Annotated in this window: 25 protein-coding genes and 1 pseudogene; 13 read left to right on the forward strand and 13 right to left on the reverse strand. The window is 49.1% G+C overall.

Annotation, left to right across the window (positions count from 1 at the left end; all coding sequences use genetic code 11):
• Positions 1–2: 2 nt before the first annotated feature.
• Positions 3–1,238, reverse strand: coding sequence for a molybdopterin molybdotransferase MoeA (gene moeA, locus HA49_RS01395; protein WP_038019707.1), 1,236 nt, complete (start codon positions 1,236–1,238; stop codon positions 3–5).
• A 228-nt stretch (positions 1,239–1,466) separates the two neighbouring features.
• Positions 1,467–2,825 carry a 30S ribosomal protein S12 methylthiotransferase RimO gene (gene rimO / locus HA49_RS01400; RefSeq protein ID WP_046791630.1) on the reverse strand — a complete coding sequence of 453 codons (1,359 nt, stop codon included), beginning with the start codon at positions 2,823–2,825 and terminating at the stop codon, positions 1,467–1,469.
• Positions 2,826–3,289: 464 nt separating this feature from the next.
• Here rimO and HA49_RS01405 point away from each other — a divergent pair, with 464 nt between their 5' ends.
• Positions 3,290–4,489: a serine hydrolase gene (locus tag HA49_RS01405; RefSeq protein WP_072055907.1), complete on the forward strand. Its 1,200-nt coding sequence runs from the start codon at positions 3,290–3,292 to the stop codon at positions 4,487–4,489.
• Positions 4,490–4,532: 43 nt separating this feature from the next.
• Here HA49_RS01405 and ybjG read toward each other — a convergent pair whose 3' ends face one another.
• Both ybjG and HA49_RS01415 read right to left on the reverse strand, forming a co-directional pair.
• Positions 4,533–5,138, reverse strand: a complete 606-nt coding sequence (gene ybjG, locus HA49_RS01410; protein ID WP_038019710.1) for an undecaprenyl-diphosphate phosphatase — start codon at positions 5,136–5,138, stop codon at positions 4,533–4,535.
• Positions 5,139–5,697: 559 nt separating this feature from the next.
• A complete protein-coding gene (locus tag HA49_RS01415; protein WP_038019711.1) occupies positions 5,698–5,961 on the reverse strand; it encodes a GrxA family glutaredoxin in 264 nt (87 codons plus the stop codon).
• Positions 5,962–6,131: 170 nt separating this feature from the next.
• On the opposite strand from HA49_RS01415, the gene HA49_RS01420 reads away from it, so the two are divergent.
• The 8 genes and pseudogenes from HA49_RS01420 (at position 6,132) to HA49_RS01455 (ending at position 12,897) form a co-directional block, all read left to right on the forward strand.
• Complete coding sequence (locus HA49_RS01420; RefSeq protein ID WP_038019714.1) at positions 6,132–6,371, forward strand: DUF1418 family protein; 240 nt, start codon at positions 6,132–6,134, stop codon at positions 6,369–6,371.
• Positions 6,372–6,405: 34 nt separating this feature from the next.
• On the forward strand, positions 6,406–7,128 hold the full coding sequence (nfsA, locus tag HA49_RS01425) for an oxygen-insensitive NADPH nitroreductase (protein ID WP_038019717.1): 723 nt from the start codon (positions 6,406–6,408) through the stop codon (positions 7,126–7,128).
• A gap of 261 nt (positions 7,129–7,389) precedes the next feature.
• Entirely contained in the window at positions 7,390–7,869 is a 480-nt protein-coding gene (locus tag HA49_RS01430) for a YbjN domain-containing protein (RefSeq protein ID WP_038019720.1), read from the forward strand.
• Between the two features lie 375 nt (positions 7,870–8,244).
• Complete coding sequence (gene potF / locus HA49_RS01435; RefSeq protein WP_038019723.1) at positions 8,245–9,354, forward strand: spermidine/putrescine ABC transporter substrate-binding protein PotF; 1,110 nt, start codon at positions 8,245–8,247, stop codon at positions 9,352–9,354.
• 91 nt (positions 9,355–9,445) lie between these two features.
• Positions 9,446–10,576 carry a putrescine ABC transporter ATP-binding subunit PotG gene (gene potG / locus HA49_RS01440; RefSeq protein WP_046791631.1) on the forward strand — a complete coding sequence of 377 codons (1,131 nt, stop codon included), beginning with the start codon at positions 9,446–9,448 and terminating at the stop codon, positions 10,574–10,576.
• A 91-nt stretch (positions 10,577–10,667) separates the two neighbouring features.
• Positions 10,668–11,548: pseudogene (gene potH / locus HA49_RS01445) on the forward strand (putrescine ABC transporter permease PotH).
• Complete coding sequence (gene potI / locus HA49_RS01450) at positions 11,545–12,396, forward strand: putrescine ABC transporter permease PotI (protein WP_038019732.1); 852 nt, start codon at positions 11,545–11,547, stop codon at positions 12,394–12,396. The pseudogene potH and the gene potI overlap by 4 nt, the downstream one beginning before the upstream one ends.
• Before the next feature lie 42 nt (positions 12,397–12,438).
• A complete protein-coding gene (locus tag HA49_RS01455; protein WP_038019733.1) occupies positions 12,439–12,897 on the forward strand; it encodes a YbjO family protein in 459 nt (152 codons plus the stop codon).
• Between the two features lie 95 nt (positions 12,898–12,992).
• Here HA49_RS01455 and artM read toward each other — a convergent pair whose 3' ends face one another.
• The 4 genes from artM to artP are packed head-to-tail and all read right to left on the reverse strand — an operon-like array spanning position 12,993 to position 15,857.
• Positions 12,993–13,661: an arginine ABC transporter permease ArtM gene (gene artM, locus HA49_RS01460; protein ID WP_038019736.1), complete on the reverse strand. Its 669-nt coding sequence runs from the start codon at positions 13,659–13,661 to the stop codon at positions 12,993–12,995.
• A complete protein-coding gene (artQ, locus tag HA49_RS01465) occupies positions 13,661–14,377 on the reverse strand; it encodes an arginine ABC transporter permease ArtQ (protein ID WP_038019739.1) in 717 nt (238 codons plus the stop codon). The genes artM and artQ overlap by 1 nt, the downstream gene beginning before the upstream one ends.
• Before the next feature lie 6 nt (positions 14,378–14,383).
• Positions 14,384–15,115: an arginine ABC transporter substrate-binding protein gene (artJ, locus tag HA49_RS01470; RefSeq protein ID WP_038019741.1), complete on the reverse strand. Its 732-nt coding sequence runs from the start codon at positions 15,113–15,115 to the stop codon at positions 14,384–14,386.
• 13 nt (positions 15,116–15,128) lie between these two features.
• Complete coding sequence (gene artP / locus HA49_RS01475) at positions 15,129–15,857, reverse strand: arginine ABC transporter ATP-binding protein ArtP (RefSeq protein WP_038020357.1); 729 nt, start codon at positions 15,855–15,857, stop codon at positions 15,129–15,131.
• A gap of 176 nt (positions 15,858–16,033) precedes the next feature.
• Between artP and HA49_RS01480 the strand changes: the two genes are divergently transcribed.
• On the forward strand, positions 16,034–16,858 hold the full coding sequence (locus tag HA49_RS01480; protein ID WP_038020360.1) for an N-acetylmuramoyl-L-alanine amidase: 825 nt from the start codon (positions 16,034–16,036) through the stop codon (positions 16,856–16,858).
• 20 nt (positions 16,859–16,878) lie between these two features.
• On the opposite strand, the gene ltaE is transcribed toward HA49_RS01480, so the two are convergent.
• Positions 16,879–17,880, reverse strand: coding sequence for a low-specificity L-threonine aldolase (gene ltaE, locus HA49_RS01485; protein WP_038019744.1), 1,002 nt, complete (start codon positions 17,878–17,880; stop codon positions 16,879–16,881).
• A gap of 65 nt (positions 17,881–17,945) precedes the next feature.
• Entirely contained in the window at positions 17,946–19,667 is a 1,722-nt protein-coding gene (gene poxB / locus HA49_RS01490) for a ubiquinone-dependent pyruvate dehydrogenase (RefSeq protein ID WP_038019747.1), read from the reverse strand.
• Positions 19,668–20,023: 356 nt separating this feature from the next.
• Between poxB and HA49_RS01495 the strand changes: the two genes are divergently transcribed.
• A complete protein-coding gene (locus HA49_RS01495) occupies positions 20,024–21,658 on the forward strand; it encodes a DUF2813 domain-containing protein (RefSeq protein ID WP_038019749.1) in 1,635 nt (544 codons plus the stop codon).
• Positions 21,659–21,708: 50 nt separating this feature from the next.
• Here the strand turns inward: HA49_RS01495 and cspD are convergent, their stop codons facing one another.
• A complete protein-coding gene (gene cspD, locus HA49_RS01500) occupies positions 21,709–21,936 on the reverse strand; it encodes a cold shock domain-containing protein CspD (protein ID WP_038019752.1) in 228 nt (75 codons plus the stop codon).
• Positions 21,937–22,240: 304 nt separating this feature from the next.
• Here cspD and clpS point away from each other — a divergent pair, with 304 nt between their 5' ends.
• Both clpS and clpA read left to right on the forward strand, forming a co-directional pair.
• A complete protein-coding gene (gene clpS, locus HA49_RS01505) occupies positions 22,241–22,564 on the forward strand; it encodes an ATP-dependent Clp protease adapter ClpS (RefSeq protein WP_038019755.1) in 324 nt (107 codons plus the stop codon).
• A 52-nt stretch (positions 22,565–22,616) separates the two neighbouring features.
• Entirely contained in the window at positions 22,617–24,899 is a 2,283-nt protein-coding gene (gene clpA / locus HA49_RS01510) for an ATP-dependent Clp protease ATP-binding subunit ClpA (RefSeq protein ID WP_038019758.1), read from the forward strand.
• Between the two features lie 86 nt (positions 24,900–24,985).
• Here the strand turns inward: clpA and infA are convergent, their stop codons facing one another.
• Positions 24,986–25,204 carry a translation initiation factor IF-1 gene (gene infA / locus HA49_RS01515; RefSeq protein ID WP_002211347.1) on the reverse strand — a complete coding sequence of 73 codons (219 nt, stop codon included), beginning with the start codon at positions 25,202–25,204 and terminating at the stop codon, positions 24,986–24,988.
• Between the two features lie 346 nt (positions 25,205–25,550).
• A complete protein-coding gene (aat, locus tag HA49_RS01520) occupies positions 25,551–26,243 on the reverse strand; it encodes a leucyl/phenylalanyl-tRNA--protein transferase (RefSeq protein ID WP_038020362.1) in 693 nt (230 codons plus the stop codon).
• Positions 26,244–26,252: the final 9 nt, after the last annotated feature.

Here is a 26,252-nt window from a genome sequence, read left to right on the forward strand (position 1 = left end):
GTTTAGTGACTCAGCAGAGAATTAAACGGTTCAATCGTGACTGTTTCGCCAGGTTGCACGCTACCGCGCTCACGTTCCAGTACGATAAAGCAATTGGCTTTGGAAAATGAACTGAACACATGCGAACCCTGATGAGGGGTCGGGGTAACCTGCAAACGGCCATCGGGGGCAGTAGAAAAGAATCCACGTTGAAAATCGAGCCGGCCGGGCATTTTTTTCAGCGATGTAGAGGCTCGGGCGATGAGTCGTTCAGGGAGACTACTTTGTGTCTGACCCAACAAAATCGCCAGCATAGGCTGAACCAGCTGATAGAAGGTGACGACGGCAGAGACTGGGTTGCCTGGCAAACCACAGAACCAGCTTTCAGATAACCTGCCGAAGGCGAAAGGTTTTCCGGGCTTCATCGCCAGTTTCCAGAAGGTGACTGTTCCCAGTTCTTCGAGCATGTCCCGGGTAAAATCAGCCTCTCCGACTGAGACTCCTCCGGTACTGATCACGACATCTGCCTGTCGGTTAGCCTCTTCAAATGCATTTCTTAGTGGTTGCGGATCATCAGCAATAATCCCTAAATCAACCACCTCGCAGCCGAGCTTTTCCAGCATCAGGCGGATGGCAAAACGGTTGGTATCATATAACTGACCGTCCTGCAGCGGCTGGCCGACCGGAACCAGTTCATCGCCGGTGGAAAACAGTGCAACCCGTAAGCGGCGCAGAACACTGACTTCACTAATGCCTAATGAAGCCAGCAGTGGCAATTCTGAAGCACCCAGCCGTATTCCTGCTTCAAGAATCTGTTCTCCGGGTCGAATATCTTCCCCTGCACGGCGAATATTTTGCCCCGCCGTGACTTCAGCACTAAAACGAATCCCCTGGTCAGTGACTTCGGCCTGTTCCTGCATAATCACGGCGTCTGTGCCGGAGGGGATCGGGGCGCCGGTCATAATCCGGATGACTGTACCTGCGGGCCAGTCCCCGTGAAAAGGCACACCTGCCAGTGCTTTACCTGCCACAGGTAACGGACGGTTTTCGGTCAGATCAGCCAGCCGCACGGCATAGCCATCCATCGCTGAGTTATCGAATACTGGCACTGCCATCGGAGAGATTACCGGGTCAGCTGTGATGCGTCCTACCGCATCTTTCAGTTCAAGACTGACTTTGTCCCGGATGGGAGAGATCTGCTGACGAATTAAATTTTGTGCATCTTCCAGAGAGATTAATCCGGAGGTAAAGGGTTCCATATTGGCTCCTGCCTGGTTTACGCTTTGCGGAAAGGGACAAGATGTCAGTGGTACTTGTCCGGTCAGTCGTAACAATGGATTGAGGATAGCATTTTATGGGGGGAACGGGGAACCGGAAGCGAAAGGGGAGCAGTTTATGGCAAATGCAAAGTGGTCAGGTCACCTGGGGTAGATGTTTGCACCGGAGCACTGTGGCCTGTTCATCAGACCACAGTATAGAAGGATAAACTAATCGACTTTGCTGCCCCATAAATCGTATTCATCGGCATGTTCTACCCGTACACGCACGATATCTCCGGCTTTTACAGAGAGCTCGCCGTTAAGATAAACCGAGCCATCAATTTCAGGTGCATCTGCCATGCTACGGCCAACCGCACCTTCTTCATCCACTTCGTCAATCATCACCATAATTTCCCGGCCGACTTTTTCTGCTAGTCGCTCTGTCGAGATTTGCTGTTGTAATTGCATAAACCGGTGATAACGCTCTTCCTTAACTTCTTCAGGTACCTGATCTGCTAACTGATTAGCCGTTGCGCCTTCCACCGGACTGTACTTAAAGCAACCGACACGGTCAAGACGGGCTTCTTTGAGGAAGTCGAGGAGCATCGCAAAATCTTCTTCGGTTTCACCCGGGAATCCGACAATAAATGTCGAACGCAGTGTCAAATCAGGACAAACCTCGCGCCAGCGTTTAATTCGCTCCAGAGTTCGCTCCACAGACCCGGGACGTTTCATTAGCTTCAGGATACGTGGGCTGGCATGTTGCAGAGGAATATCCAGATAAGGCAGGATTTTTCCTTCAGCCATTAGGGGGATAACTTCATCAACATGCGGATAAGGGTAAACATAGTGCAGGCGAACCCAGACTCCTAGCCGGGCGAGTTGCTCGCACAGGCTAACCATACTGGTTTTGACCGGTGATCCATTCCAGAAGCCGGTGCGATGTTTGACATCAACACCATAGGCAGAGGTGTCCTGTGATATTACCAGCAGTTCTTTAACACCGGACTCCACCAGGCGACGGGCCTCATCCAGAACGGAGCCGATTGGACGACTATCGAGATCGCCACGCATGGAAGGGATAATACAGAACGTACAACGATGATTACACCCTTCTGAAATTTTCAGATAAGCATAGTGGCGAGGGGTCAGCTTTACGCCCTGCTCTGGTACCAGAGATAAAAAAGGATTATGGGCGGGTTTAGGTGCATAGTGATGCACGTGAGATAAAACCTGCTCATAGCTGTGAGGACCGGTGATTTCCAGAACTTTTGGATGAACCTCACGGATTTGGTCTTCTTTGGCACCCAGGCAACCGGTTACAATCACTTTGCCATTCTCGGTCAGTGCTTCGCCGATAGCTTCCAGTGATTCCTGTACCGCACTGTCAATAAATCCGCAGGTGTTGACAATCACCAGATCTGCATCGTTATAGCTGGGAACTACCTGATAACCTTCGGTTCTTAGTTCAGTCAGAATCCGCTCTGAATCTACCAGATTTTTTGGACATCCTAATGAAAGAAACCCGACTTTCGGGGCAGCAGGTAAATTATTTTCTGTAATAGTATTTATTGTTGTTTCCGACATCGCTCAGCTCCGCTTAAGTGCAGCAATAGCGCGCGATTTTAATCCAGGATTAGAGGAAATTACACAGTAATCTGGAAGATTCGGTGCTTACTATGTAAAGGTTGGCAGGATGAAAGGTTAACACCGCGAAAAATAACCCTTTTACCGTTGCGGGTGGAAAGAATGGCTGCCAGAGTATTTATTCGCTGGTTACACGCAAGAGAGTGGCGAGGGGAGCAAATTTTGCCGGTAAAGTATACAACCCCCTCTGGCTTATGTTATTCATAGTATCGGGAACAAAATCAGTAAATTAAATTATCTGATGATGCTGTCTGACCCGGAAGAAACTGTCTCCCGGCAGGGGGAAGCCTTAGTCCGGCTAATGTATTTGATGGTTCAATGACAGTAAGTTTCCGGTTGCCAAAATCCTGTGGATGGACCACATTTGCGAATACTCTTTTTTAAACAAGGACGGACTGTTAATGATGCAAAAAACATGTCACTCCCCCCGTTATCGTGCCGTGATGGTGGCTTTGCTGCTGGTTTCTCCAACGTTGGTACAGGCAGAACAACCTTCAAATGCCCCGCAAATCGATGCTAAAGCCTGGATATTGATGGATTATAACAGTGGTAAAGTCCTGGCGGAGTCCAATGCGGATGACCGGCTTGACCCTGCCAGTCTGACAAAAATGATGACCAGCTATGTTGTCGGGCAGGCATTAAAGTCAGGCAAAATCAAATCCACTGATATGGTTTCGATTGGTCAGGATGCCTGGGCGACCGGAAATCCACAGTTACGTGGTTCTTCTTTGATGTTTCTGAAGCCCGGTGATCAGGTTTCGGTTTCTGATTTGAATAAAGGTATTGTCGTGCAGTCAGGTAATGATGCCTGTATTGCCCTGGCGGATTATGTCGCTGGCAGCCAGGGTGCCTTTATTGAGCTAATGAACAACTATGTTAAGCAACTGGGCTTACAAAATACTCATTTCTCTACTGTTCATGGCCTGGATGAGCCAGGGCAGTACAGTACCGCGCGTGATATGGCGCTGATTGGTCAGGCGCTTATCCGCGACGTTCCGGATGAATACGCACTGAATTCGGAAAAAGAATTTTCTTTTAATAAAATCCGTCAACCGAACCGCAACCGGTTACTCTGGAGTACGGATTTACATGTGGACGGTATTAAAACCGGTTACACCTCCGGGGCCGGTAACAACCTGGTGGCTTCTGCTACCTCCGGCAATATGCGTCTGATTTCGGTTGTGCTGGGTGCAAAAACCGATGCGATTCGCTTCAGAGAAAGTGAAAAGTTACTTAACTGGGGTTTCCAGTTTTATGAAACAGTTTCGCCGATTAAGTCTGATAAGCCGTTTGTGCAGCAAAGGGTCTGGTTCGGAGATACTAAATATGCTGATCTGGGGGTGATTAAAAATCCTGCGGTCACTGTACCGAAAGGCCAGGTGAATAATCTGAAAGCAGGTTATACGCTGAACTCCCCGGCACTGGAAGCGCCTCTGACGAAAGGACAAGTGGTCGGTACGGTTAATTTTCAGCTGGACGGGAAAGTAATAGAGCAAAAACAACTGGTCGTACTGGAGGATGTTAAACAGGGAGGCTTCTTTAGTCGTATTTGGGATTACATCAGTCTGCAGGTGAGTTCTTTATATCACAAGTGGTTCGGCTGAGATAAATAACGGGCATAGTGTCAACTTTGCCCGTTATCATCGTTTAGTGACGTACCCAGCCTTTACGAATCATTGGGCCAAAAATATAACGGTATACTGCGCTGGCCAGCGCTAGCAGGCGCTCCCCGTACAGAGCCCATCCGCATTGTGACGCCATACAGCCCAGCATCCCAACCAGAAAACCACCCAACATATCCATGGGCCAATGAACTCCCAGATAGACCCTGGACCATGCAATACCCGTTCCGACGACCAGTAAAATTATCCCGGACCAGACTCTGTGCCAGAAGATAAATGCTAAAGCAAAAGTGAAGATAGTGGTGCCATGATCACTCGGATAAGAGCTGTCCGGGCTATGGCTGAGGAACTGATAACCCAGACCGATGGCAAATGGGCGTGGATGCGGGTAAATAAACGCAACAATGGTGGCAATGGCCAGTGCGTAAACTAACGCAGTGCCTGTTTTCAATACCAGTACTCGCTGACTGGTCACCTGACTATCTGGACCCCATAGCCACAGGGCAATAATCAGTAACGGGACTATCGCTATCAGATCTTTGGCAAAAAACAGAGCCAGTTCAATAAAGGCGTGAGGGGAATCGGGGGTGGCATTAATCCACAGGAACAGAATGTGGTTAAGGTTTTCCATTATTTCATGCGGTCCTTATCATCGTTCGAAGCGATGTTACAGCGTTCGGCGTCGGAGCTATTCTAAATCAGAACGTCAGCCTACTGTCTGGTGATTAAGATAATCTTAACAGCATAAAACAACGTCACAGAAAGTAAATAATCCTGGTCTTATTTCTTGTTTTAATGTGCTTTTGCTGTTTAGTAGCACGAAGTGTTGTAACGGGCGGTAGAAATAAAAAACCCGCCAGTAAACTGGCGGGACCCGAACATCAGGGGACTTTAAAGAAAAGCAGTGGCACAAGGTATGACGACCAGAGTCAGGGAAAGTTCGCTTCTGTACAAAAATTTAACTATTAAACGGCCAAATAAGCACAATAAGCGTTCCCGCCCGGGGGAATAGCAATGTGGGGTTCATCCTCAGTGAGGAGAACGTACAATCTACTCAATGAGGCTTTCTGAAGAGGGGGGGGATGGTAACAGGCGATGGCCCGTCACAAGGATTTCAGCGGCAGACAACGGAACAACAGAATACACTGATGTCAGGCACATAGCGGGAAACCATGCACCTGACTGAAGCATTACTGGTAGAGACCGAGATTCTCTTTTGCATAGGCTTCGAAGTCGGTAAAACCGCCAACGTGCAGTTGATCAAGGAAAATCTGCGGTACAGTTTCCACTGGCTTACCGACGGTTTTCTCCAGATCTGCTTTGGTAATCCCTTCAGCATGAATATCGACATAGCGATAGTTAAAATCATCGCGTTCTTCGGTTAATTTCTCTGCAAGGTCTTTAGCACGGACACAATATGGGCAACCCGGACGACCAAAAATCACTGCGAACATAGCGATCTCCTGTGTAAGTAATATCAGATTTCAGTACAATAAAGTCTGTGTATCATGCCTGTCAGCTGGCATGATTAAAAGCAGGAAATACCTGTCAGTCTGAATGCTACTATCAATCAGCGGCCCGGGACTATGGCGGTCGCACAATCGGTAAAAGAGGAGCCCATTGAATGCAGGATAGTACGCGATTACCCCGCAGGCTGATTATTCTGGAAGTTATTGGTATTTTTTTCGTTCTGCTCGCGTTAGTGTTACTCAATAGTGGTACAGGATTGAGATCAGCCGCAGATAAGCATGTCCTTGCTAAAATCAGCCTGTTTTGCGGGGTGATTATGATTTTACCTGCGGTTATTTTACTCATCTGGCGTACGCTTAAAGCCATGTTTCCGAAATTATCCGGTCGAAAATAAACATTGCTCTCATCATTTTATAAAGGAGAAAGTCATGACCCCAACGATCGATTTACTTTGCGATCATCGTTCTGTGCGGGCCTTCGGACAACAGCCAGTCACCGAACAACAGCGTCATGCTATTCTCAATGCGGCACAGTCTGCGTCTACCTCCAGTTTTTTACAATGTAGCTCAATTATCCGCATCAGCGATCCTCAAAAGCGTGACCGTCTGGCTGAACTGGCAGGGCAGCAACCCTGGGTCAGTGCTGCAGCAGAATTCTGGGTGTTTTGTGCTGACTTCAACCGCCATCAACAAATTTGCCCGCAGGCCGAACTGGGGCTGGCCGAACAGTTATTACTGGGTTGTGTTGATACGGCGTTGATGGCACAGAATGCTATGGTCGCTGCAGAATCCATGGGATTGGGCGGGGTTTTTATTGGCGGTTTGCGAAATAACCCGCGCGAAGTGACTGAGTTGTTGGAATTGCCACGCTTTGTTTTACCACTTTTCGGGCTGTGCATTGGCTGGCCTGATACAAAACCTGAAGTTAAACCACGTATGCCTCATACTCTTCTGGTACACGAAAATCGTTATCAGCCTGTCGATCCACAGGCGCTTCACGAGTATGACCAGCATATTCTTGCCTATTACCAGCAACGCGCAACCAACAGCCGTCACGAAAGCTGGAGTGAAATGATTCAACGGATGATCATTAAAGAAAACCGTCCATTTATGTTAGATTTTTTGCATCAGCAAGGTTGGGCAACCCGCTAATCCATTACCCTCCTGATTCCATTAACCATTTTCTGAGGATGCACAGAAAACACCCGCAAATTAGGGGGGGGGCACCGCCCTGGTGCATAGCGTTGCATCAGGGGAGTGCATTGCCCCAACAGTTAGATGATCCTATCCCGCTGAACTGGTGACTCATTCTGTTAATTTATGAGGTCCCGGTAGTGCTTTTTTCCGAATGCAGTGGTGTTTACTGTCATTCATGCGTAGTCTATTGCGCTGATTCTTTCGCCGGATATGAAAATGGAAACACTGGTCAAGCCAGGAACTCAAACACTGTGTGAATGGATGGATAAGCAACATATCGAATGGTTCGAATGTGACAGCTGCCAGGCACTGCATTTACCCGCGATGCAGAGTTTTGATGGCGTTTTTGATGCAAAGTTGGATATTGCGGACAATATTATTTTATTTACTGCCAGAGCAGAAGTCAGACCTTCCGCGCTGTTATCTCTGGCCGGTGAACTGTCCCACATCAATGCCAGCTCTCTGACAGCCAAAGTCTTTCTTGATGTTCAGGATGAGACTATCCCAAAACTGATTGTTTGCCAGTCGCTGAATATTGAATGTGGTATCACCTTTTCTCAGTTTGTTTACTTTATGCAGCAAAGTGAAGCCCAGGCCTCAATGATTATTATGGAAGCTTTTGCCAGTCATATGCTGATGGTGGCTGATGACAGTGATATGTTGCAACCTCTCTCTCGTCAGGCTGTACTTCATTAATCTTCAATAATTCCCACTACTGCTCTCCGGTGCGGGAGTGGTGGTTTTGAGTAATTAATTTCTGAATCCCTTCCATAACATATTCCGCTTTTGGTGGGTTTCCTGGTTTTTATTTCCTAAAAATGGCGGTTATCGCCATATAAAATTCTAAGATTTTTCGCCTGACCCGACTGAGTTGGTTTTTTGTACCGCCGCATGGCGCAAACCCGTGTGGAGTTATATTCTTGCAACAGCCTTATGTAACCACGGGTTTCAATGGTTACTTTTGATTAAGCCACAGCGTAAATGATTTTTATCGAGGTTGTCTGGAAAATGGCGTCAATTTTGCATCGCCTGAGCGGGTTTTTTCATTTTTGGTGTCGGAGGAAGGAAAATATGTTCAGCCAGGGTAAAAAATGGTTACCGGCAGTTATTGCCGGGGCACTGATGGCAATTTCTGCAACTACGGTGGCAGAGCAAAAAGTCTTACATGTTTACAATTGGTCGGACTATATTGCTCCGGACACAGTCGCTAATTTTGAAAAACAAACGGGTATCAAAGTTGTTTACGATGTGTTTGACTCGAACGAAGTGCTGGAAGGGAAACTGATGGCCGGGAATACCGGCTATGATGTTGTGGTACCTTCGTCCAGTTTCCTGGCTCGTCAACTGCAATCCGGGGTGTTTCAGCCACTGGATAAGAGCAAATTACCTAACTATAAAAACCTTGATCCGGAACTGATGGAAAAAATTACTCAGCATGATCCGGGTAATAAATATGCGATCCCTTATCTGTGGGCGACTACCGGCATTGGCTATAACATCGATAAAGTCCGTCAGGTATTGGGTAAAGATGCCCCGGTAGACAGCTGGGATCTGGTTCTTAATCCTGATAACCTGAAAAAGCTCCAAAGCTGCGGTGTGTCATTCCTCGATGCTCCCGAAGAGATTTTCGCCACCGTACTGAATTATCTGGGTAAAGATCCTAACAGCAGTAATCCGAAAGATTACTCCGGGGCTGCGACCGATCTTCTACTCAAATTACGTCCAAATATTCGTTATTTCCATTCATCTCAATACATCAATGACCTGGCTAACGGTAATATCTGTGTTGCTATCGGTTGGGCGGGAGACGTTTTGCAGGCAAAAAACCGCGCTGATACGGCTAAAAATGGTGTTCACCTGGCTTACAGTATTCCGAAACAGGGTGCCCTGGCATTCTTCGATACGATGGCAATCCCGAAAGATGCCAAAAACACCGAAGAGGCGTATGAATGGCTTAACTACATCATGGATCCTAAGGTCATCGCCAATATTTCGAACAGTGTTTACTACGCAAACGGAAATAAAGCTTCGCTGCCATTAATTAATGCAGATGTCCGTAATAACCCGGGAATATTCCCGACGCCGGAAGTGATGAAAAAACTGTTTGTCCTGAAAGTGCAGGATCCTAAATTAGACCGTGTACGTACCCGCGCCTGGACCCGGGTGAAAAGCGGCCAGTAATTAATGGTGTCATGAGAAACGTCAGTAAGTTCCGGGGGTATGTCGGGCTTACTGACTCTTTGTTCTGATTTTGCTGTCCCGGAGATATGCCGTGGTTAATGATATCCGCCCGCAACCTAAAACGGCTAAGCCGCTTACCCCGTTACTCGAAATACGTAATCTCACCAAATCATTCGACGGGCAGAACGCTGTTGATGATGTCAGTCTTACCATCTATAAAGGGGAAATTTTTGCTCTGCTTGGGGCATCTGGCTGTGGGAAATCAACATTGCTGAGAATGTTGGCGGGCTTTGAAACGCCAACCCATGGGCAAATTATTCTTGAGGGTAAAGATCTTTCCAGCGTGCCACCCTACCAGCGTCCTGTGAATATGATGTTCCAGTCTTATGCTCTGTTTCCGCACATGACAGTTGAACAGAATATTGCCTTTGGTCTGAAGCAGGACCGGCTGCCTAAAGCCGAAATTACAGCCCGTGTCGAAGAAATGCTGATGCTGGTTCACATGCAGGAATATGCCAAAAGAAAACCTCACCAACTCTCCGGAGGTCAGCGGCAACGGGTGGCATTAGCCCGAAGCCTCGCCAAACGACCGAGGTTATTACTGCTCGATGAACCCATGGGGGCGCTGGATAAAAAATTACGTGACCGGATGCAGCTGGAGGTCGTGGATATTCTGGAGCGGGTAGGGGCAACCTGTGTCATGGTGACTCACGATCAGGAAGAAGCCATGACGATGGCCGGCCGTATTGCCATCATGAATCGCGGTAAATTTATCCAGATGGGAGAACCGGAGGATATCTATGAGCATCCTACCAGCCGATACAGTGCCGAATTTATTGGTTCTGTGAATGTGTTTGAGGGGGTACTCACAGAAAAACTATCCGATGGCATGATTATCAGCAGTCCTGGTCTGGAGTTTCCACTGAAAGTAGACAGTGCAGAGACTGTTACCGAAAATGTGCCGGTTTGCGTTGCGCTACGTCCGGAGAAAGTCATGCTTTGCACTGAGTTGCCAGCGGAAGGTTATAACATTGCCCGTGGTGAAGTCGTACATATTGCCTATCTGGGAGATTTATCGGTCTATCATGTTCGTCTTGCCAGTGGACAGATGCTGAGTGCTCAGTTGCAGAATGCTAATCGCTACCGGGCTGGCGCACCAGTCTGGGGTGACCAGGTGACTTTATGCTGGGAAACAGACAGTTGTGTAGTTCTGACGGCCTGAGGAGGATGTGATGACTGAACTGTTTCGTGTGGAGCATGACAAGCCTGTGGTGGCGGATAAAATAAAGCCCAGGCTACGTGAACGTTTGCAGATGAAGCACGGCCGTAAACTGGTGATCCTTGCACCGGCTTTGTGGCTGGTGGTCTTTTTTTACTGCCATTTCTCATTGTCCTGAAAATCAGCTTTGCCGATATTGCCCGGGCTATCCCGCCCTATACTGAGCTATTGAGCTGGGCTGATGATCAGTTAAGTCTGGTCCTTGATTTCGGCAATTATCTGCAGTTAACCGATGACCCGTTGTATCTTGATGCCTATCTGCAATCGCTGAAGACCGCCGCTATCTCAACGGTGATCTGCCTGATCATTGCTTATCCCCTGGCCTGGGCTGTGGCTCACAGTAAACCTGCAACCCGTAATATCCTGTTATTACTGGTAGTATTGCCCTCCTGGGTCTCTTTCCTGGTGAGAGTATATGCCTGGATGGGACTACTGAATAATAATGGCATACTGAATCGTTTCCTGCTTTGGTTAGGAGTTATCGATCACCCGCTGGTCATTTTGTATACCAATATTGCCGTCTATATCGGTATTGTCTACTGTTACCTGCCGTTTATGGTGTTACCTATATATACTGCGTTAACTCGCATCGATTATTCTTTGGTGGAAGCCTCCCAGGATTTAGGAGCCCGACCTCTAAGGACATTTTTCAGTGTTATCGTTCCGCTAACCCGTGGCGGTATTATTGCCGGCTCGATGCTGGTATTTATTCCGGCAGTGGGTGAGTACGTCATTCCCGAACTGCTGGGCGGTCCGGACAGCATCATGATTGGCAGGATTTTGTGGCAGGAGTTTTTCAACAACCGTGACTGGCCGGTGGCATCAGCATTGGCAGTGATTATATTACTGATCCTGATACTGCCGATTATCTGGTTCCATAAGCAGCAAAATAAACAATCAGGAGCTGAACGATGAATGCACTACCGGTATCACGTTCGCCATGGCGGATCATCATTTTGCTGCTGTGTTTCACGTTTTTGTATGCACCGATGCTGTTGCTGGTGGTGTATTCGTTTAACAGCTCTGCACTGGTCACTGTCTGGGATCATTTCTCTGCGCGTTGGTACCGACAGCTGTTTCAGGACAGTGCTATGATAGATGCTGTGGTGCTAAGTCTGTCGATTGCCGCGATGGCGGCCTGTATGGCCGTGGTTCTGGGGACACTGGCAGCCTTTGCTATTGTCAGATTTGGCCGGTTTCGCGGTAATAAAAGTTTTGCATTTATGCTGACAGCGCCACTGGTTATGCCAGATGTTATCACCGGTCTATCGTTACTCTTGCTATTTGTAGCCATGGCAAAGGCATTTGGCTGGCCGGCTGACAGGGGGGCGCTGACTATCTGGATGGCACATGTGACTTTCTGTACGGCCTACGTGTCAGTGGTGATTAATGCCCGGTTACGGGAACTGGATCGTTCTTTTGAAGAGGCGGCACTCGATCTTGGTGCAGGCCCTGTTAAAGTCTTTTTTGTCATTACACTGCCAATGATTTTGCCGGCAGTGGTCACTGGCTGGTTACTGGCATTTACTTTGTCACTGGACGATTTAGTGATCTCCAGCTTTGTAACAGGACCTGGTGCGACAACTCTGCCAATGGCTATTTTTGCCGCAGTCCGGCGCGGGGTCAATCCGGAGATCAATGCCCTGGCATCCTTAATTTTGTTTATCGTAGGGTTGGTAGGATTTATCGCCTGGCGGATGATGGCTCAGGAAGAGAAGAAGCGGATACGGGATGGTCATAACGCACGGCATGAGACTTCCTGAGCAACGAACCTGAAGGGCTGTAAAATACAGGAGAAGTACGTGATGCCAGGGAGAGCCGACAAGGCACGAAGCCATTTACCCGCTCCGGTGATCGCTGCGGTGCTGGCGATAATTTTAACGCGATTGTTTAACCTGCTAATGTGTCTTTGGCATCCTGAAGGTCCGCCTCGTGATGGCGTATTTCAGGAACTCAGTACTCTGCCAGGTTATGTCTTGCTGTTTAGTGTATTGCTGGTGCTGTTGCTTGCGGAACTGATCAGTGCCGGGTTATTGCTGGCAGGCAGGCGAAGCGGCAGACTTATTTTTACCGGCTGCCTGTGTCTGACGTTAGCGATGGCAGGGATATTTGGCGGGCAGATTCCGGGGATTGCTGACGGGTTAGATGTTGCCGATGTCAGTCAGTTGAGTGTGCATCTGTTACTACAGAAAATCCCGGACATGGTAATTTTGCTGATGCTCTATCTGCCGGCCAGCAGCCGGTATTATTTTCGTCGTAAATAAGGATAGCCAGGCGGGCAGAATAAGTGTGACGACTCAGCAATCAGCCGCAGAGCAGAAATGTCGCGGGCAGCTAAAATTATTCTGCCCGCATTTTGTCAGTTACGGCGTTCGAAACGCAGAGCATAGTGTTCTACGCCGCGCAATAACAGGGTCAGCAACCCGTTGATACAAAGATAGATAATACCTGCCGCAATAAATACCGTGACGTCATAACTGCGGCCAAACAACAACTGGCCCTGACCCATCACATCCATCAGAGTAATGGTATAAGCCAGCGAAGTGCTCTTAAAAATCAGAATCACTTCGTTGGAATAGGCAGAAAGGGCACGTTTAAAAGCATAGGGCAACAAAATACGCAGTGTCTGCCCCTTACTCATGCCCAAAGCGACGCAGGATTGCCATTGCCCCGGGGCTATTGCTTTGACAGCACCATAGAATAACTGGGTGGTATAAGCTGCGCTGTTCAGGGATAACGCTACGATGGCACACAACCAGGGCTGGGAGAGCAGCGACCATAAATGAGGATAATGTTGTAACTGTGGAAACTGTCCAGGCCCATAATAGATTAGGAAGATCTGTACCAGCAACGGAGTCCCGGTAAACAGTGTGATGTATAATTTAACCGCTCTGCCGGCCAGTGGCTTTTTCAGCGCCAGAATCAGCGTAAAAATGACCGCCAGAATCAGCGCAATCACTATCGATGACAGCGTCAGAAACAGGCTGACCGGCAAGCCTTTCAGCAATTGAGGAAAATACTCAGCCATCAGGCATTCTCCTGTTCAAACCGGGTAGCGCGAAGCTCCACCCGCTTTAAAATAAACTGGCTAACCAAGGTCACCAGCAGGTAAACCGCTGCAGCAATTAAATACCAGGTAAAAGGTTGTTGGGTGCGGATAGCAATACTTTTGGTTTGCAACATCAGGTCATTGACGCTGATCAGTGATACCAGTGCAGTATCCTTCAGCAATACCAACCACTGATTTCCCAGTCCCGGCAGGGCATGGCGCCACATTTGTGGCAGAATTAACCGTCGGAAGATGGTGAATTTTTTCATTCCCAGGGCCTGTCCTGATTCCCACTGACCGTTGGGAACGGCTTTCAGGGCACCACGCAAAGTCTGGGAAGCATAAGATGAATATAACAGCGCTAACGCAATCACTCCGCACAGGAACGGGCTGACATTGAAATCACTGATGGTCATCTGGATATGAAACCGGGTAAACCCTAACGGGATATCAAAACCATCTGACAGAGTCAGCAATACCTGTGAGGCGCCAAAGTAGATCCCGAGCACGACCAGAATTTCCGGTAATCCCCGTAAAACGGTCACCAGTAAGGTTCCGGGCCAGGCCAACACTTTGAAACGCAGAGATTCCCAGCCGGCAAACAGCATTGCCAGCAACAGGCCAATCAACAGGGCGCAAACGGCAAGGCCGACGGTCATCCCGGCGGCACTTGCTATAGCAAATAAGTCAATCATCAGAAATTACTGCTGAAACCATTTGTGGTAAATCTTCTGATACTCACCGTCAGCTTTAACGGCAGTCAGGCCATCATTCAGAGACTTCTGCAGTGCAGTATTGCCCTGGCGGACGGCGATTCCCAGTCCGGTGCCAAAGTAATCTTTGTCGGTGACTTTATTACCCACCGCGCCAAGTTTAGGATCTTTCTTCAGCCACTCATTGACGACGGCAGTGTCTCCAAACACAGCATTCAGGCGGCCATTCTGCAGATCCAACATGGCATTTTGATAACTGTCATAAGGTACCATGGTAATTTCAGGGTGCTTGTCTGTCAGATATTTCTGGTGAGTTGTTCCGTTCTGAACACCTACACGTAAACCTTTCAGAGAGGCGATATCAGTGAACTTACCTTTCTGAGCAATGAACAGCGCTGAGTTGTCATAATAGGCCTGAGTGAACAGTACCTGCTTTTCACGGTCTGGCGTAATATCCATACCTGCCATGACTGCATCATAACGACGGAATTTCAGTCCGGGGATCAGGCTGTCAAAGGACTGGTTACTGAATACGCAGGTTGCGTCAATTTTTTTACAGATAGCGTTGGCCAAATCCACGTCAAAGCCCTGGATTTTGTTATCCGTGCCGATAAACTCAAACGGAGGATAAGAGGCTTCGGTGGCAAAATGCAGTGTAGTGGCAGCAGAGGCACTGAGGCTGGCACTGGCCAGCAGGGCGGCTACAATAATTTTTTTCATCGTTATTATCCGGTTAGTGAGACAGGTAATGTGCAAATTCAGGGGTCTGCGGCTGACTAAAATGCCCGGCATCACCCTGTTCGATAATATGACCGTTTTCCATGTATACCACGCGACTGGCCGTTTTACGGGCTACCTCGACTTCATGTGTAACAATCACCTGAGTAATATGGGTTCGTGATAATTCACGTATGATATCGACCACCTGGCTGGTGATTTCCGGGTCCAGCGCTGCGGTCGGCTCATCAAACAACAATACCCGGGGTTCCATCATCAAAGCTCTGGCAATTGCCACACGTTGCTGCTGCCCGCCGGACAGGTGAAGCGGAAAACGGCTGGCGAACGGCGTGAGCTTCAGTCTTTCCAGTAAGCCGTTGGCACGCTGTACGGCAGCCTCTTTACTCAGCCCCAGCACTCTGCATGGAGCCTCAGTCAGGTTCTGCATCACGGTTAAATGTGGCCAGAGATTATACTGCTGAAACACAATTCCTACGTTACGTCGAAGTTCACGAATATCGTTTTCAGAAGGCTTATTACTGAAATTGAACTGATTACCGGCAATAGAAAGTTCGCCGGAACGTGGCATTTCCAGTAGATTGAGTACCCGCAGGAGCGAGCTTTTACCTGCACCACTCGGACCGAGTAGTACCAGTGTTTCACCCCGGGGACAATTCAGACTAATGTCGAACAGTGCCTGGTGCTCGCCGTAAAAGCAGTTAATCCCGTTTAATTGAATACTCATGCGTAAAAATTGAATAGTGGTAAAGTGGTCAGATAGTAACGTTGCCAGCATAGTTATGCAATTCCGCTGGCTGAAAATTATTTTAATGCCTTATGCGGTCAGAACTGCAGCAGAATGTGTTGTGGTGTATGGTGCAGCCAGATATGACGGGACCCGGGGCAGTGGCAGGAAACAAAATGAAACGAAGTTGGTTATTGCTGGCCGTACTGCTGTGCGGCTGCCGTGCTCCGGGCATCACTCAGTATGCGGGTTATTCAGTCGATAATCGCCATCAGGCTATGGGTCAGGAACCACGGGTGCAGATGGTGGTTATTCATTACACTGCGGAGAATAATGTCGATTCGTTGCACATTCTCACGACTGAGAAAGTCAGCGCTCATTATCTGATCCCCAACCCGATTACAGCTGGTGCCGGCAGCGCAGACATTCAACAGCTGGTTCCTGAATCTCAGGTGGCCTGGCATGCGGGACAGAGCAGTTGGCAGGGGATGAGTCACCTGAATAACATTTCGGTCGGTATAGAACTGGTCAACCGGGGATATTACCGCACGGCCGGAGGGTATCGTTGTGATGTATACCCGGCCGGGCAAATTACCGTACTCACCAGGTTACTGCGGGATATTATTAATCGTTATCATATCCCCCCACAGAATATTGTCGGCCACAGTGACATCGCGCCGTTACGAAAACAGGACCCGGGCCCATGTTTCCCATGGCAGACTTTGGCAAGGCAAGGGCTGGGGGCATGGCCTGACCCGCAAAGGGTGACATTCTGGATAGCAGGCCGGGCACCTTTACAAGCCACGGACCCAACCATTTTGATGGGGTTATTGCACCAGTACGGCTACGGTCCGGATGAGAAAGCATCTGAGTCACAACAATACACAGTAATCAAAGCATTTCAGATGCATTTCAGACCCTGGCTGGTCAGCGGCAAAGCTGATGCCCAAACAGAAGCTATTGCCAGGGCGTTGTTGGAAAAGTATGGCTCACTCTACTGAATTAGTAGCAAGCCTTAAGGTTACTGCTGTAAAAAAGCTTTCCAGACGCTAATGACTTGTTGCAGTGCCTGACGGTCGGCATCGATATGAGTGACCAGCCGGGTCCGTGCCGAAAAACTGATAAGAATATTATGCTGAACCATCCACTGCTGAAGCGGCGCTATCTGTGTTTCCGCCAGGCGAATAAACAGCATATTGGTATGCTGGCATTCCACATCAACACCAAGTTCAGTTAATTCCTGCGCCATCCAGCGGGCATTTTCGTGATCTTCTGCCAGACGTTCTACGTTGTGATCCAGGGCATAAATACCTGCGGCGGCCAGAATTCCGGCCTGGCGCATTCCACCACCGGTCATTTTGCGCCAGCGATTGGCTTCATCAATAAACTCACGGCTGCCACACAGCAAAGATCCGACCGGCGTCCCGAGTCCTTTTGATAAACAGATCGACAGGCTGTCACTGTAACGGCTGAGTGATTCCAGTGGCTGGCCGCAGGCTACCGCTGCGTTAAAAATACGGGCGCCATCCACATGCAGGCCCAGCTGATGCTGGCGTGAGAAATCAAAAACTTCTTTCAGATAGGGTAATGGCAGCACTTTACCATGGTGGGTATTTTCGATGCTGATAAGCCGGGTACGGGCAAAATGGATATCACGGGGTTTGATAACCTTACGGATTTCCTCTAACGGTAAAGTTCCGTCATCCAGTGCCATGACCGGCTGAGGCTGAATACTACCCAGTACCGCGGCACCGCCGGCTTCATATTTATAATTATGGGCCAGCTGGCCGGCAATATATTCATCACCACGCTGACAATGGCTTAGCAAAGCCACCAGATTAGCCTGGGTACCTGAAGGGAAAAACAGCGCGGCCTGTTTACCACTCAATGCAGCCGCTTTTTCCTGCAGAGCATTAACCGTAGGATCATCACCATAGACATCATCGCCTGTTGGTGCGGCCATCATCTTACGTAACATTTCAGCACCCGGCCGGGTCACAGTATCACTTCGTAAATCAATCACAGGCTGCTCCGCAGTATCAGAAAGAGTATCAGGTTAAAGGGCCACCGCAGTGGCCACACCTCTTTTTAACGCAACCAGTTGGTTTTTGCCAGATCGATGACCTGATCGCCTCGTCCGTTAATAATTGCCCGCAGCATATACAGACTAAATCCTTTAGCTTGTTCCAGTTTGATTTTCGGAGGCATGACCAGCTCTTCCCGGGCGGTCGTGACATCTACCAGCACCGGACCCGGGTGGGCAAACGCCTGCTGTAGTGCTTCGGGAAGTTCTGAGGCTTTCTCAACATGAATCCCTTTGATGTTACAGGCAGCGGCTATCGCCGCAAAATCCGGGTTATCCAGCTCAGTGCCATCTGTCAGGAATCCACCTGCCTTCATCTCCATAGCGACAAAACCCAGCACACTGTTATTGAAAATAATCAGCTTAACCGGCAGTTTATGCTGAGCGATGGATAAAAGGTCTCCCATCAGCATGGCAAATCCACCGTCACCACACAGAGCCACCACCTGACGGGATCTATCCACGGTCTGTGCGCCCATGGCCTGAGGCATGGCATTGGCCATAGACCCGTGATTAAACGACCCAAGCAGTCGGCGTTTACCGTTCATTTTCAGGTAACGCGCCGCCCAGACCGTTGGGGTTCCCACATCACAGGTAAAAATGGCATCGTCACTGGCTAGTTTGCTGATCTGATCGGCCAGATATTGGGGATGGATCGGTAATTTATCGTTGGGTGTTGCCAGTTCGTCCAGATCTTTGCGTGCGTCATGGTAGTTTTCGATGGCTTTATCAAGATGCTTCCGATCCTGTTTTTCCTGCAACCGCGGCAGCAGCAGTTGCAGCGTCGCCTTCACATCCCCCACAACCGGAAAGTCTACATGGCAATGCGCGCCCAGACTATCGGCCGAAAGATCCAGTTGAATGACTTTGGCCTCTGTCGGATAAAAAGCACGGTAGGGGAACCGGGTCCCCAGTAACACCAGAGTATCCGCATTTAACATGGCGTGATACCCGGAGGAAAAGCCAATAAAACCGGTCATTCCTACATCATAAGGATTATCAAATTCAAGGTGTTCTTTACCGCGCAATGCATGAACTATCGGCGCCTTAAGCATTTTAGCAAGTTCAGTAACCTGTTGGTGAGCACCGGCGCAGCCACTCCCACACAACAGGGTAATATTCTGTGACTGATTCAGCATGGCAGCCAGGGTGTCCAGTTGGAGCAACGGCGGAACGGTGACAGGTAACGCTGGCGGGTACCAGGCTAAAGGCGCATGTTCCGGGGCGGGCTCCAGTGCAATATCACCGGGCAGTACAATCACCGATACCCCTTTATTTAGTATGGCCTTACGCATGGCTATGGATAGCACTACCGGTAACTGTTCCGGGTTAGACACCAGTTCACAATAGTGACTGCACTCTTTAAACAGTTCCTGAGGATGGGTTTCCTGAAAGTAGTTACTGCCAATTTCGCTGGAGGGAATATGGGCAGCAATGGCCAGAACCGGAACATTATTGCGGTGGCAGTCAAATAACCCGTTGATCAGATGAAGGTTGCCTGGTCCGCAGGAACCTGCACAAACAGCCAACTGTCCGGTCACCATCGCTTCGGCTCCCGCAGCAAATGCAGCGGCTTCTTCGTGGCGGGTGGACATCCATTCGATAGTTTTCAGGTTATTCAGACTGTCACTGATTCCATTTAATGAGTCACCAGTGACTCCCCAAATCCGTTTAACTCCGGCAAGTTCCAGACTTTTTACGATAAACGAGGCGACCGTATTCTTCATTCTCTACTCCTGTGATAGTGAAACCGGTACAGTGAAGTATCAATTTACAGCAGAAATAATGAACAAAAGTGTAGCTTAAATGATGAACCCCGACAGGATGTTGTGTGGCATTACCGCTGTCTCTGCAACGAAGGAGGAGAACCGGGTGGCTGGAATCTCCTCCGGGGGCCAGTCACGGGGAGCAGGTCGACTGTGGCGATATTTCCTGTGTATGGCTTAGCATTTGACAGGCACAGCCGGGTAAAATCAGCTATCTTTGGCTGGATGTCAGATATGCCATCAAGGTCAGATAAATTCCGGGAGTTCGGTGAATTTACAGCATTTCTAATCTGTTACGATGGAGTGATGAGCGGCTGATGATACTGGAACATATTGAAATAAAGGCGTTTCGCGGGATCTCCTATTTATCATTGCCGTTTAAGCAGACGATGCTGTTGATAGGTGAAAATACCTGGGGGAAATCCAGTTTGCTGGATGCACTTAGCCTCAGTTTATCGCCTCAGGGCATGGATTACAGTTTTACATCCCGCGACTTTTTTCAACCACAGGAAGAGCCCCGGGCTCACCGATGCCATATTTTACTGACTCTCAGCTTTGGGCCTGAAGCAGAGGCATTGCCAGACTCACTGAAAACTCTGCTGACCGGGGCTCCCTCAGAGCGGCGGGTATTACGTTATGGCGTATATGCGGTTCTGGAGGGGGAGAATGCACGTCAGTATTGCCGGTTTCCTGATGTGCCAGAGCTGTCTGATGCTGTTGCAAGCGAGGCTGCAGAGACTCTGCGTCGTCTGTTCCCGGTGCTGCGGTTACGTGATGCGCGCTTCAATCCCAGGCAACCTGCCAGCCACCGGAGGCTGGCAGATGCCACTGATGCATCAAAGTCAGCGGCTCAGTTGACCACATTATCTGGCCGTTTTGCAGATCCGACGCGCGGCGTGAATGCTGATATGATACGTCAGGCACTGGAAACTCTGCATCAGCTTGCTGATCACTATTTCCGTATTCAGCGGTCTGCTGTGCCCTCCGATCGTCAGGAAATTTTATCGTTACGTAATGAATTACCCTGGCAGCAGCTGAGTAATCTTAGTCGTCGTATTTCTGCCATGCCCGGGAATGAGAGAGATCCCTGGTTACTGGCGCTCTTTATGGCGGTTGCACAGCCTCAGGCGACAGATTCATTTTCTGACAGGGTCCGGCCCATACTGCTGCTGGAAGATCCTGAAACACGACTACATCCAAGGATGCTGTCGGTCACCTGGGAGTTTCTCAGCCTGTTACCGTTGCAAAAAATTGTCACTACGAATTCCGCAGAACTACTTTCAATGGTCACACTGGAGAATATTTGCCGGCTTGATCGGGGCAGGCAATCCACCACCAGTCGTCAGCTATCGGCCGGACAACTCCCCGCTGATGAGCTGCGTAAAATCACCTTTCATATTCAGGTTAACCGTCCGTCTGCATTGTTCGGTCGTTGCTGGTTACTGGTGGAGGGTGAGACTGAAGTCTGGATGATTAATGAACTGGCACGTCTGTCGGGATTATCGTTAACTTCTGAAGGGATTTATGTGGTGGAGTTTGCTCAGGCGGGACTCAGACCGCTGCTGAAATATGCGCGTCTGATGGGAATTCCCTGGCATGTACTGACCGATGGTGATGAAGCAGGTAACAAGTATGCGACGGTAGCCCAAAGTCAACTTTCAGAACAGCAACAGGTCCGTCATCACCTGACCCGGCTTCCGGCAAAGGATATTGAACATTACTTTTACCGGCAGGGTTTTGCTGATGTTTATCGTGAGGTGGCCGGACTCCCACCGGAGTCAGGAGTTAATATGCACCGCGTCATTACGCGAGCGATTCAGCGAAGTTCTAAGCCTTCACTGGCGATTGCTGTGTCTTCGGCGGTTGCCGGGCGGGGAGTGCAGTCGATTCCAATGTTGTTAAGAAGAATGCTGGGCAGAGTACGCGGGCTGGCACAAGGTAAATATCCCTGACCCCCTTTATTTAACGTGCTGTGCGGGGGAGACTTGCGCAGCCCGTTGGATTATGACAGATTGATCTCAGCGTCAGAGAGCGGAATAATCAGACTTGCCTGGTTACCTTTGTCGCCTTCGCTGGCGTTAAAATTGACTTTCTGTCCGGCCTTAAGTGTTTTATATCCTTCCATCTGAATGGTGGAGTAATGTGCGAAAACATCTTCACCTCCTGTGTCCGGACAAATAAAACCGAATCCTTTGGCATTGTTAAACCATTTTACAAAACCCGTTTCCATGTGACGATGCCTCTCACCTGAATTGCAAAATTGAAAGAAGATGGCTGAGTAACAATAGCCACCTGATGAAAAAACAGACAAGCCGTTAGCTGAGACTATCTCTTTACCTGCAAACAGGGTCAAGAAATTCAAACCGGCGACCAGGGATAATTGCTCAAACTTTGAAGCAGTTAACGCTATGGCGTATCGAAGGGAGTGTGTTTTATCTTTATCAATCGCCTTGCAGGCTGCGCATCATTTTTGCGGCATGTTAGACTTAGCGGATGAAACTTACGCAAAGTAGCGGGCACTTCAGTGGAATATTATGGCGAACACTAACGACTGGCTAAATTTCGAACACCTTGCAGAGGATAAAATCCGTGAGGAGCTGAAGCCACCGTCAATGTATAAGGTTATTTTGAACAATGACGATTATACACCTATGGAATTTGTTATTGACGTACTGCAAAAGTTCTTTTCTTATGATACTGAACGCGCAACACAGTTAATGCTGACGGTACATTACGAAGGAAAAGCCATTTGTGGTGTGTTTACTGCCGAAGTGGCAGAAACTAAAGTCGTCAGAGTGAACCAGTACGCACGGGAAAATGAACATCCTTTGCTGTGCACTCTGGAAAAAGCTGATTAAGCCACCATATCTACAGGCAGACATCAGAGCGTTAATTGAGGGGAGGTGCCTTATGCTCAATCAAGAACTGGAACTCAGTTTAAATATGGCTTTCGCCAGGGCGCGGGAGCACCACCATGAGTTTATGACTGTGGAACACCTGTTACTGGCGCTGATCAGTAATCCGTCAGCACGCGAAGCACTCGAAGCCTGCTCGGTGGATTTGGGGGTGCTGCGTCAGGAACTTGAAACCTTCATCGAAAAAACTACCCCGGTCCTTCCGGACAGTGATGCAGAACGTGATACCCAGCCGACGCTGAGCTTTCAGCGGGTGTTGCAGCGTGCTGTATTCCATGTGCAGTCTTCCGGTCGCAGTGAAGTCAACGGTGCCAATGTGCTGGTGGCTATTTTCAGCGAGCAGGAGTCTCAGGCGGCATACCTGCTGCGTAAGCATGAAGTCAGCCGTCTGGACGTGGTGAACTTTATTTCTCATGGGACCCGTAAAGACGAATCAGACAGTTCGCCGAATACGGATAACCAGGCCAATAATGAAGAACAGAGTGCAGGCGGGGAGGAACGTATGGAGAACTTCACCACCAATCTGAATCAGCTGGCAAGGGTCGGCGGTATCGATCCGTTAATTGGCCGGGACAAAGAGCTGGAAAGGGCGGTGCAGGTATTGTGTCGCCGTCGTAAAAACAACCCGTTACTGGTGGGTGAGTCCGGCGTCGGTAAAACCGCGATAGCCGAAGGTCTGGCATGGCGCATCGAACAGGGTGATGTCCCTGAGGTGATGAAAGACTGTACTCTGTATTCCCTGGATATCGGTTCTCTGCTGGCCGGCACTAAGTATCGTGGTGATTTCGAGAAACGCTTTAAAGCTTTGTTGAAACAGCTGGAGCAGGACGAAAACAGCATTCTGTTTATCGATGAGATCCATACCATCATCGGTGCGGGAGCCGCTTCCGGAGGCCAGGTTGATGCCGCTAATCTGATTAAACCACTGCTTTCCAGTGGCAAAATCAGAGTGATGGGCTCGACGACATATCAGGAATACAGCTCGATCTTCGAAAAAGATCGTGCGCTGGCACGGCGCTTCCAGAAGATTGATATTACTGAACCTTCTGCCGAAGAAACCATCCAGATTATCAATGGTCTGAAAGCCAAATATGAAGCACATCATGATGTTCGCTACACTGCCAAAGCGGTGCGTGCAGCGGTCGAGTTAGCGGTGAAATACATCAACGATCGCCATCTGCCCGATAAAGCGATTGACGTTATTGATGAGGCGGGAGCCAGGGCGCGTCTGGTACCCCAGAGCAAACGCAAAAAAACCATTAACGTCCAGGATATTGAGTCAGTTGTCGCCCGTATTGCGCGGATTCCGGAGCAGAGTGTTTCAGCCACGGATAAAGATACCTTACGTAATCTCGATTCACGGCTGAAAATGCTGGTATTTGGACAGAATAACGCCATCGATGCGCTGGCTGAAGCGATAAAAATGAGCCGGGCGGGCCTGGGTCAGGATCATAAACCGGTGGGATCCTTCCTGTTTGCCGGGCCTACCGGGGTAGGTAAAACAGAAGTGACGGTACAGCTCGCGAAAGCGCTGGGGATTGAGTTATTGCGCTTTGATATGTCTGAATACATGGAAAGACATACCGTGAGCCGACTGATCGGGGCCCCTCCGGGCTATGTTGGCTTTGACCAGGGCGGATTACTGACCGATGCGGTGATTAAACATCCTCACTCAGTAGTATTGCTGGATGAAATCGAAAAAGCGCACCCTGATGTGTTTAACCTGCTGTTGCAGGTGATGGATAATGGCACACTGACGGATAATAATGGTCGTAAAGCCGATTTCCGTAATGTGGTACTGGTCATGACGACCAACGCCGGAGTTCGTGAGACTGAACGTAAATCGATTGGTCTTATCCATCAGGATAATACGACAGATGCGATGGAAGAGATTAAAAAGACCTTTACGCCGGAATTCCGTAACCGTCTGGATAATATCATTTGGTTTGACCATCTCTCTGCCGAGGTGATTCATCAGGTGGTGGATAAGTTCATTGTTGAGTTGCAGGCACAACTGGACCAGAAGGGTGTTTCTCTGGAAGTCAGTGATGAAGCCCGTGACTGGCTGGCTGAAAAAGGCTATGACAAGGCAATGGGTGCAAGACCAATGGCACGAACAGTGCAGGAGAACCTGAAGAAACCGTTGGCGAATGAACTGCTGTTTGGTTCGTTGGTTGACGGAGGATCAGTCATCGTAGCGCTGGATAAAGCCAGCAATACGTTAACCTACCACTTTGAAAGTGCTGAAAAGCGCAAAGCAGCAGGTACGGTACATTGATCCGTTATCCTGTTCAGTAAAAACAGAAGGCCGGATATTCCGGCCTTTTTTATGCCGCTATTTCAGGCAAATTATTTTACTGAAAATCAGCGACTACGGAAGACAATGCGGCCCTTGCTCAAATCATAAGGCGTCAGCTCTACAGTGACTTTATCGCCGGTCAGAATGCGGATATAGTTTTTACGCATTTTACCAGAGATATGAGCGGTAACCACGTGGCCGTTTTCAAGCTCAACGCGGAACATGGTGTTAGGCAACGTATCCAGTACGGTACCCTGCATTTCAATATTGTCTTCTTTGGCCATCGAATCCTCTGAATGGACTAGCTAAATTTGAATCGGCAAGATAATGCCGAATTCTGGTATCTATGTAAAGAATTGTTGGTGCTTTTACCAACAGTTCGCTATGCGTCATGTGAAAACATGCGCACTCTACGGAAATTCGGGTGCTGTGACGTCAATCGTGGAAATAAGCAGGAGCTTTCATCGGAATAGCAAGTCGGGGAAAAACCTTCCTTGTTGTTCTTCTGGTACCCGGCATATTCACTCCCGGTAGCGGTGCAGGAGAGTCATTTCGAAAACGCTAACGACATAACAAGCTGACGCAGTCTACCACTTTTCCTGCCGAATGTATGCAAAACATTACAGCCAGCTAAATTACGTGGCCTGGTTGCCAGCAGTCAGCCTGCAACGGCTGGTTCTGCAGAGTACCGAGGAGTTGCAGATAATGCTCACGAGATATTTCCCTGGCCCCCAACGATGCAGTATGGGGATTAAGGATCTGGCAATCAATTAACCGACCACCGTGATCAGAAAAATGTTGGCAAAACTTCATCAGTGCAGTTTTAGACGCATTTTCAGCGCGGCTGAACATCGATTCGGCACAAAATAGCTGGCCGACCGCCATACCATATAAACCACCAGTCAACTGATCACCCTCCCATACTTCGACGGAGTGCGCCAGGCCCACACCGAATAGCTCCTGCCAGGCGGCGATAACCTGATCTGTAATCCAGGTGCCGTCTGTGCGTTGTGTAGCGCAGCCATGAATAACGGACGAAAAATCCTGGTCGACGGTGACTCTGTAGTGGGATGTCCGGTGGAAACGGGCCATACTGCGACTGACATGAAACTCTCCCGGAGGTAATACTGCCCGCGGATCAGGTGACCACCAGAGCAGAGGATCCTGTTCTGAAAACCACGGAAAAATACCCTGCCGATAGGCGCTGATCATTCTTTCAACGGAAAGATCGCCACCGAAAGCCAGTAATCCGTTAGGTTCCCGCAGTGCCGTATAGGGGTCAGGAAAACTCACAGAGTGGTCAGCTAATTGTGGCAGATACAGTGGCATGTT

The organism is Tatumella morbirosei, assembly GCF_000757425.2.
GTDB classification, from domain to species: Bacteria; Pseudomonadota; Gammaproteobacteria; order Enterobacterales; family Enterobacteriaceae; genus Tatumella; species Tatumella morbirosei.

Coding starts and splice junctions, on each gene's coding strand:
- moeA (WP_038019707.1), bottom strand. CDS start 1,238: ATGGAACCCTTTACCTCCGGATTAATCTCTCTGGAAGATGCACAAAAT.
- rimO (WP_046791630.1), bottom strand. CDS start 2,825: ATGTCGGAAACAACAATAAATACTATTACAGAAAATAATTTACCTGCT.
- HA49_RS01405 (WP_072055907.1), top strand. CDS start 3,290: ATGCAAAAAACATGTCACTCCCCCCGTTATCGTGCCGTGATGGTGGCT.
- ybjG (WP_038019710.1), bottom strand. CDS start 5,138: ATGGAAAACCTTAACCACATTCTGTTCCTGTGGATTAATGCCACCCCC.
- HA49_RS01415 (WP_038019711.1), bottom strand. CDS start 5,961: ATGTTCGCAGTGATTTTTGGTCGTCCGGGTTGCCCATATTGTGTCCGT.
- HA49_RS01420 (WP_038019714.1), top strand. CDS start 6,132: ATGCAGGATAGTACGCGATTACCCCGCAGGCTGATTATTCTGGAAGTT.
- nfsA (WP_038019717.1), top strand. CDS start 6,406: ATGACCCCAACGATCGATTTACTTTGCGATCATCGTTCTGTGCGGGCC.
- HA49_RS01430 (WP_038019720.1), top strand. CDS start 7,390: ATGGAAACACTGGTCAAGCCAGGAACTCAAACACTGTGTGAATGGATG.
- potF (WP_038019723.1), top strand. CDS start 8,245: ATGTTCAGCCAGGGTAAAAAATGGTTACCGGCAGTTATTGCCGGGGCA.
- potI (WP_038019732.1), top strand. CDS start 11,545: ATGAATGCACTACCGGTATCACGTTCGCCATGGCGGATCATCATTTTG.
- HA49_RS01455 (WP_038019733.1), top strand. CDS start 12,439: ATGCCAGGGAGAGCCGACAAGGCACGAAGCCATTTACCCGCTCCGGTG.
- artM (WP_038019736.1), bottom strand. CDS start 13,661: ATGGCTGAGTATTTTCCTCAATTGCTGAAAGGCTTGCCGGTCAGCCTG.
- artQ (WP_038019739.1), bottom strand. CDS start 14,377: ATGATTGACTTATTTGCTATAGCAAGTGCCGCCGGGATGACCGTCGGC.
- artJ (WP_038019741.1), bottom strand. CDS start 15,115: ATGAAAAAAATTATTGTAGCCGCCCTGCTGGCCAGTGCCAGCCTCAGT.
- artP (WP_038020357.1), bottom strand. CDS start 15,857: ATGAGTATTCAATTAAACGGGATTAACTGCTTTTACGGCGAGCACCAG.
- HA49_RS01480 (WP_038020360.1), top strand. CDS start 16,034: ATGAAACGAAGTTGGTTATTGCTGGCCGTACTGCTGTGCGGCTGCCGT.
- poxB (WP_038019747.1), bottom strand. CDS start 19,667: ATGAAGAATACGGTCGCCTCGTTTATCGTAAAAAGTCTGGAACTTGCC.
- HA49_RS01495 (WP_038019749.1), top strand. CDS start 20,024: ATGATACTGGAACATATTGAAATAAAGGCGTTTCGCGGGATCTCCTAT.
- cspD (WP_038019752.1), bottom strand. CDS start 21,936: ATGGAAACGGGTTTTGTAAAATGGTTTAACAATGCCAAAGGATTCGGT.
- clpS (WP_038019755.1), top strand. CDS start 22,241: ATGGCGAACACTAACGACTGGCTAAATTTCGAACACCTTGCAGAGGAT.
- clpA (WP_038019758.1), top strand. CDS start 22,617: ATGCTCAATCAAGAACTGGAACTCAGTTTAAATATGGCTTTCGCCAGG.
- infA (WP_002211347.1), bottom strand. CDS start 25,204: ATGGCCAAAGAAGACAATATTGAAATGCAGGGTACCGTACTGGATACG.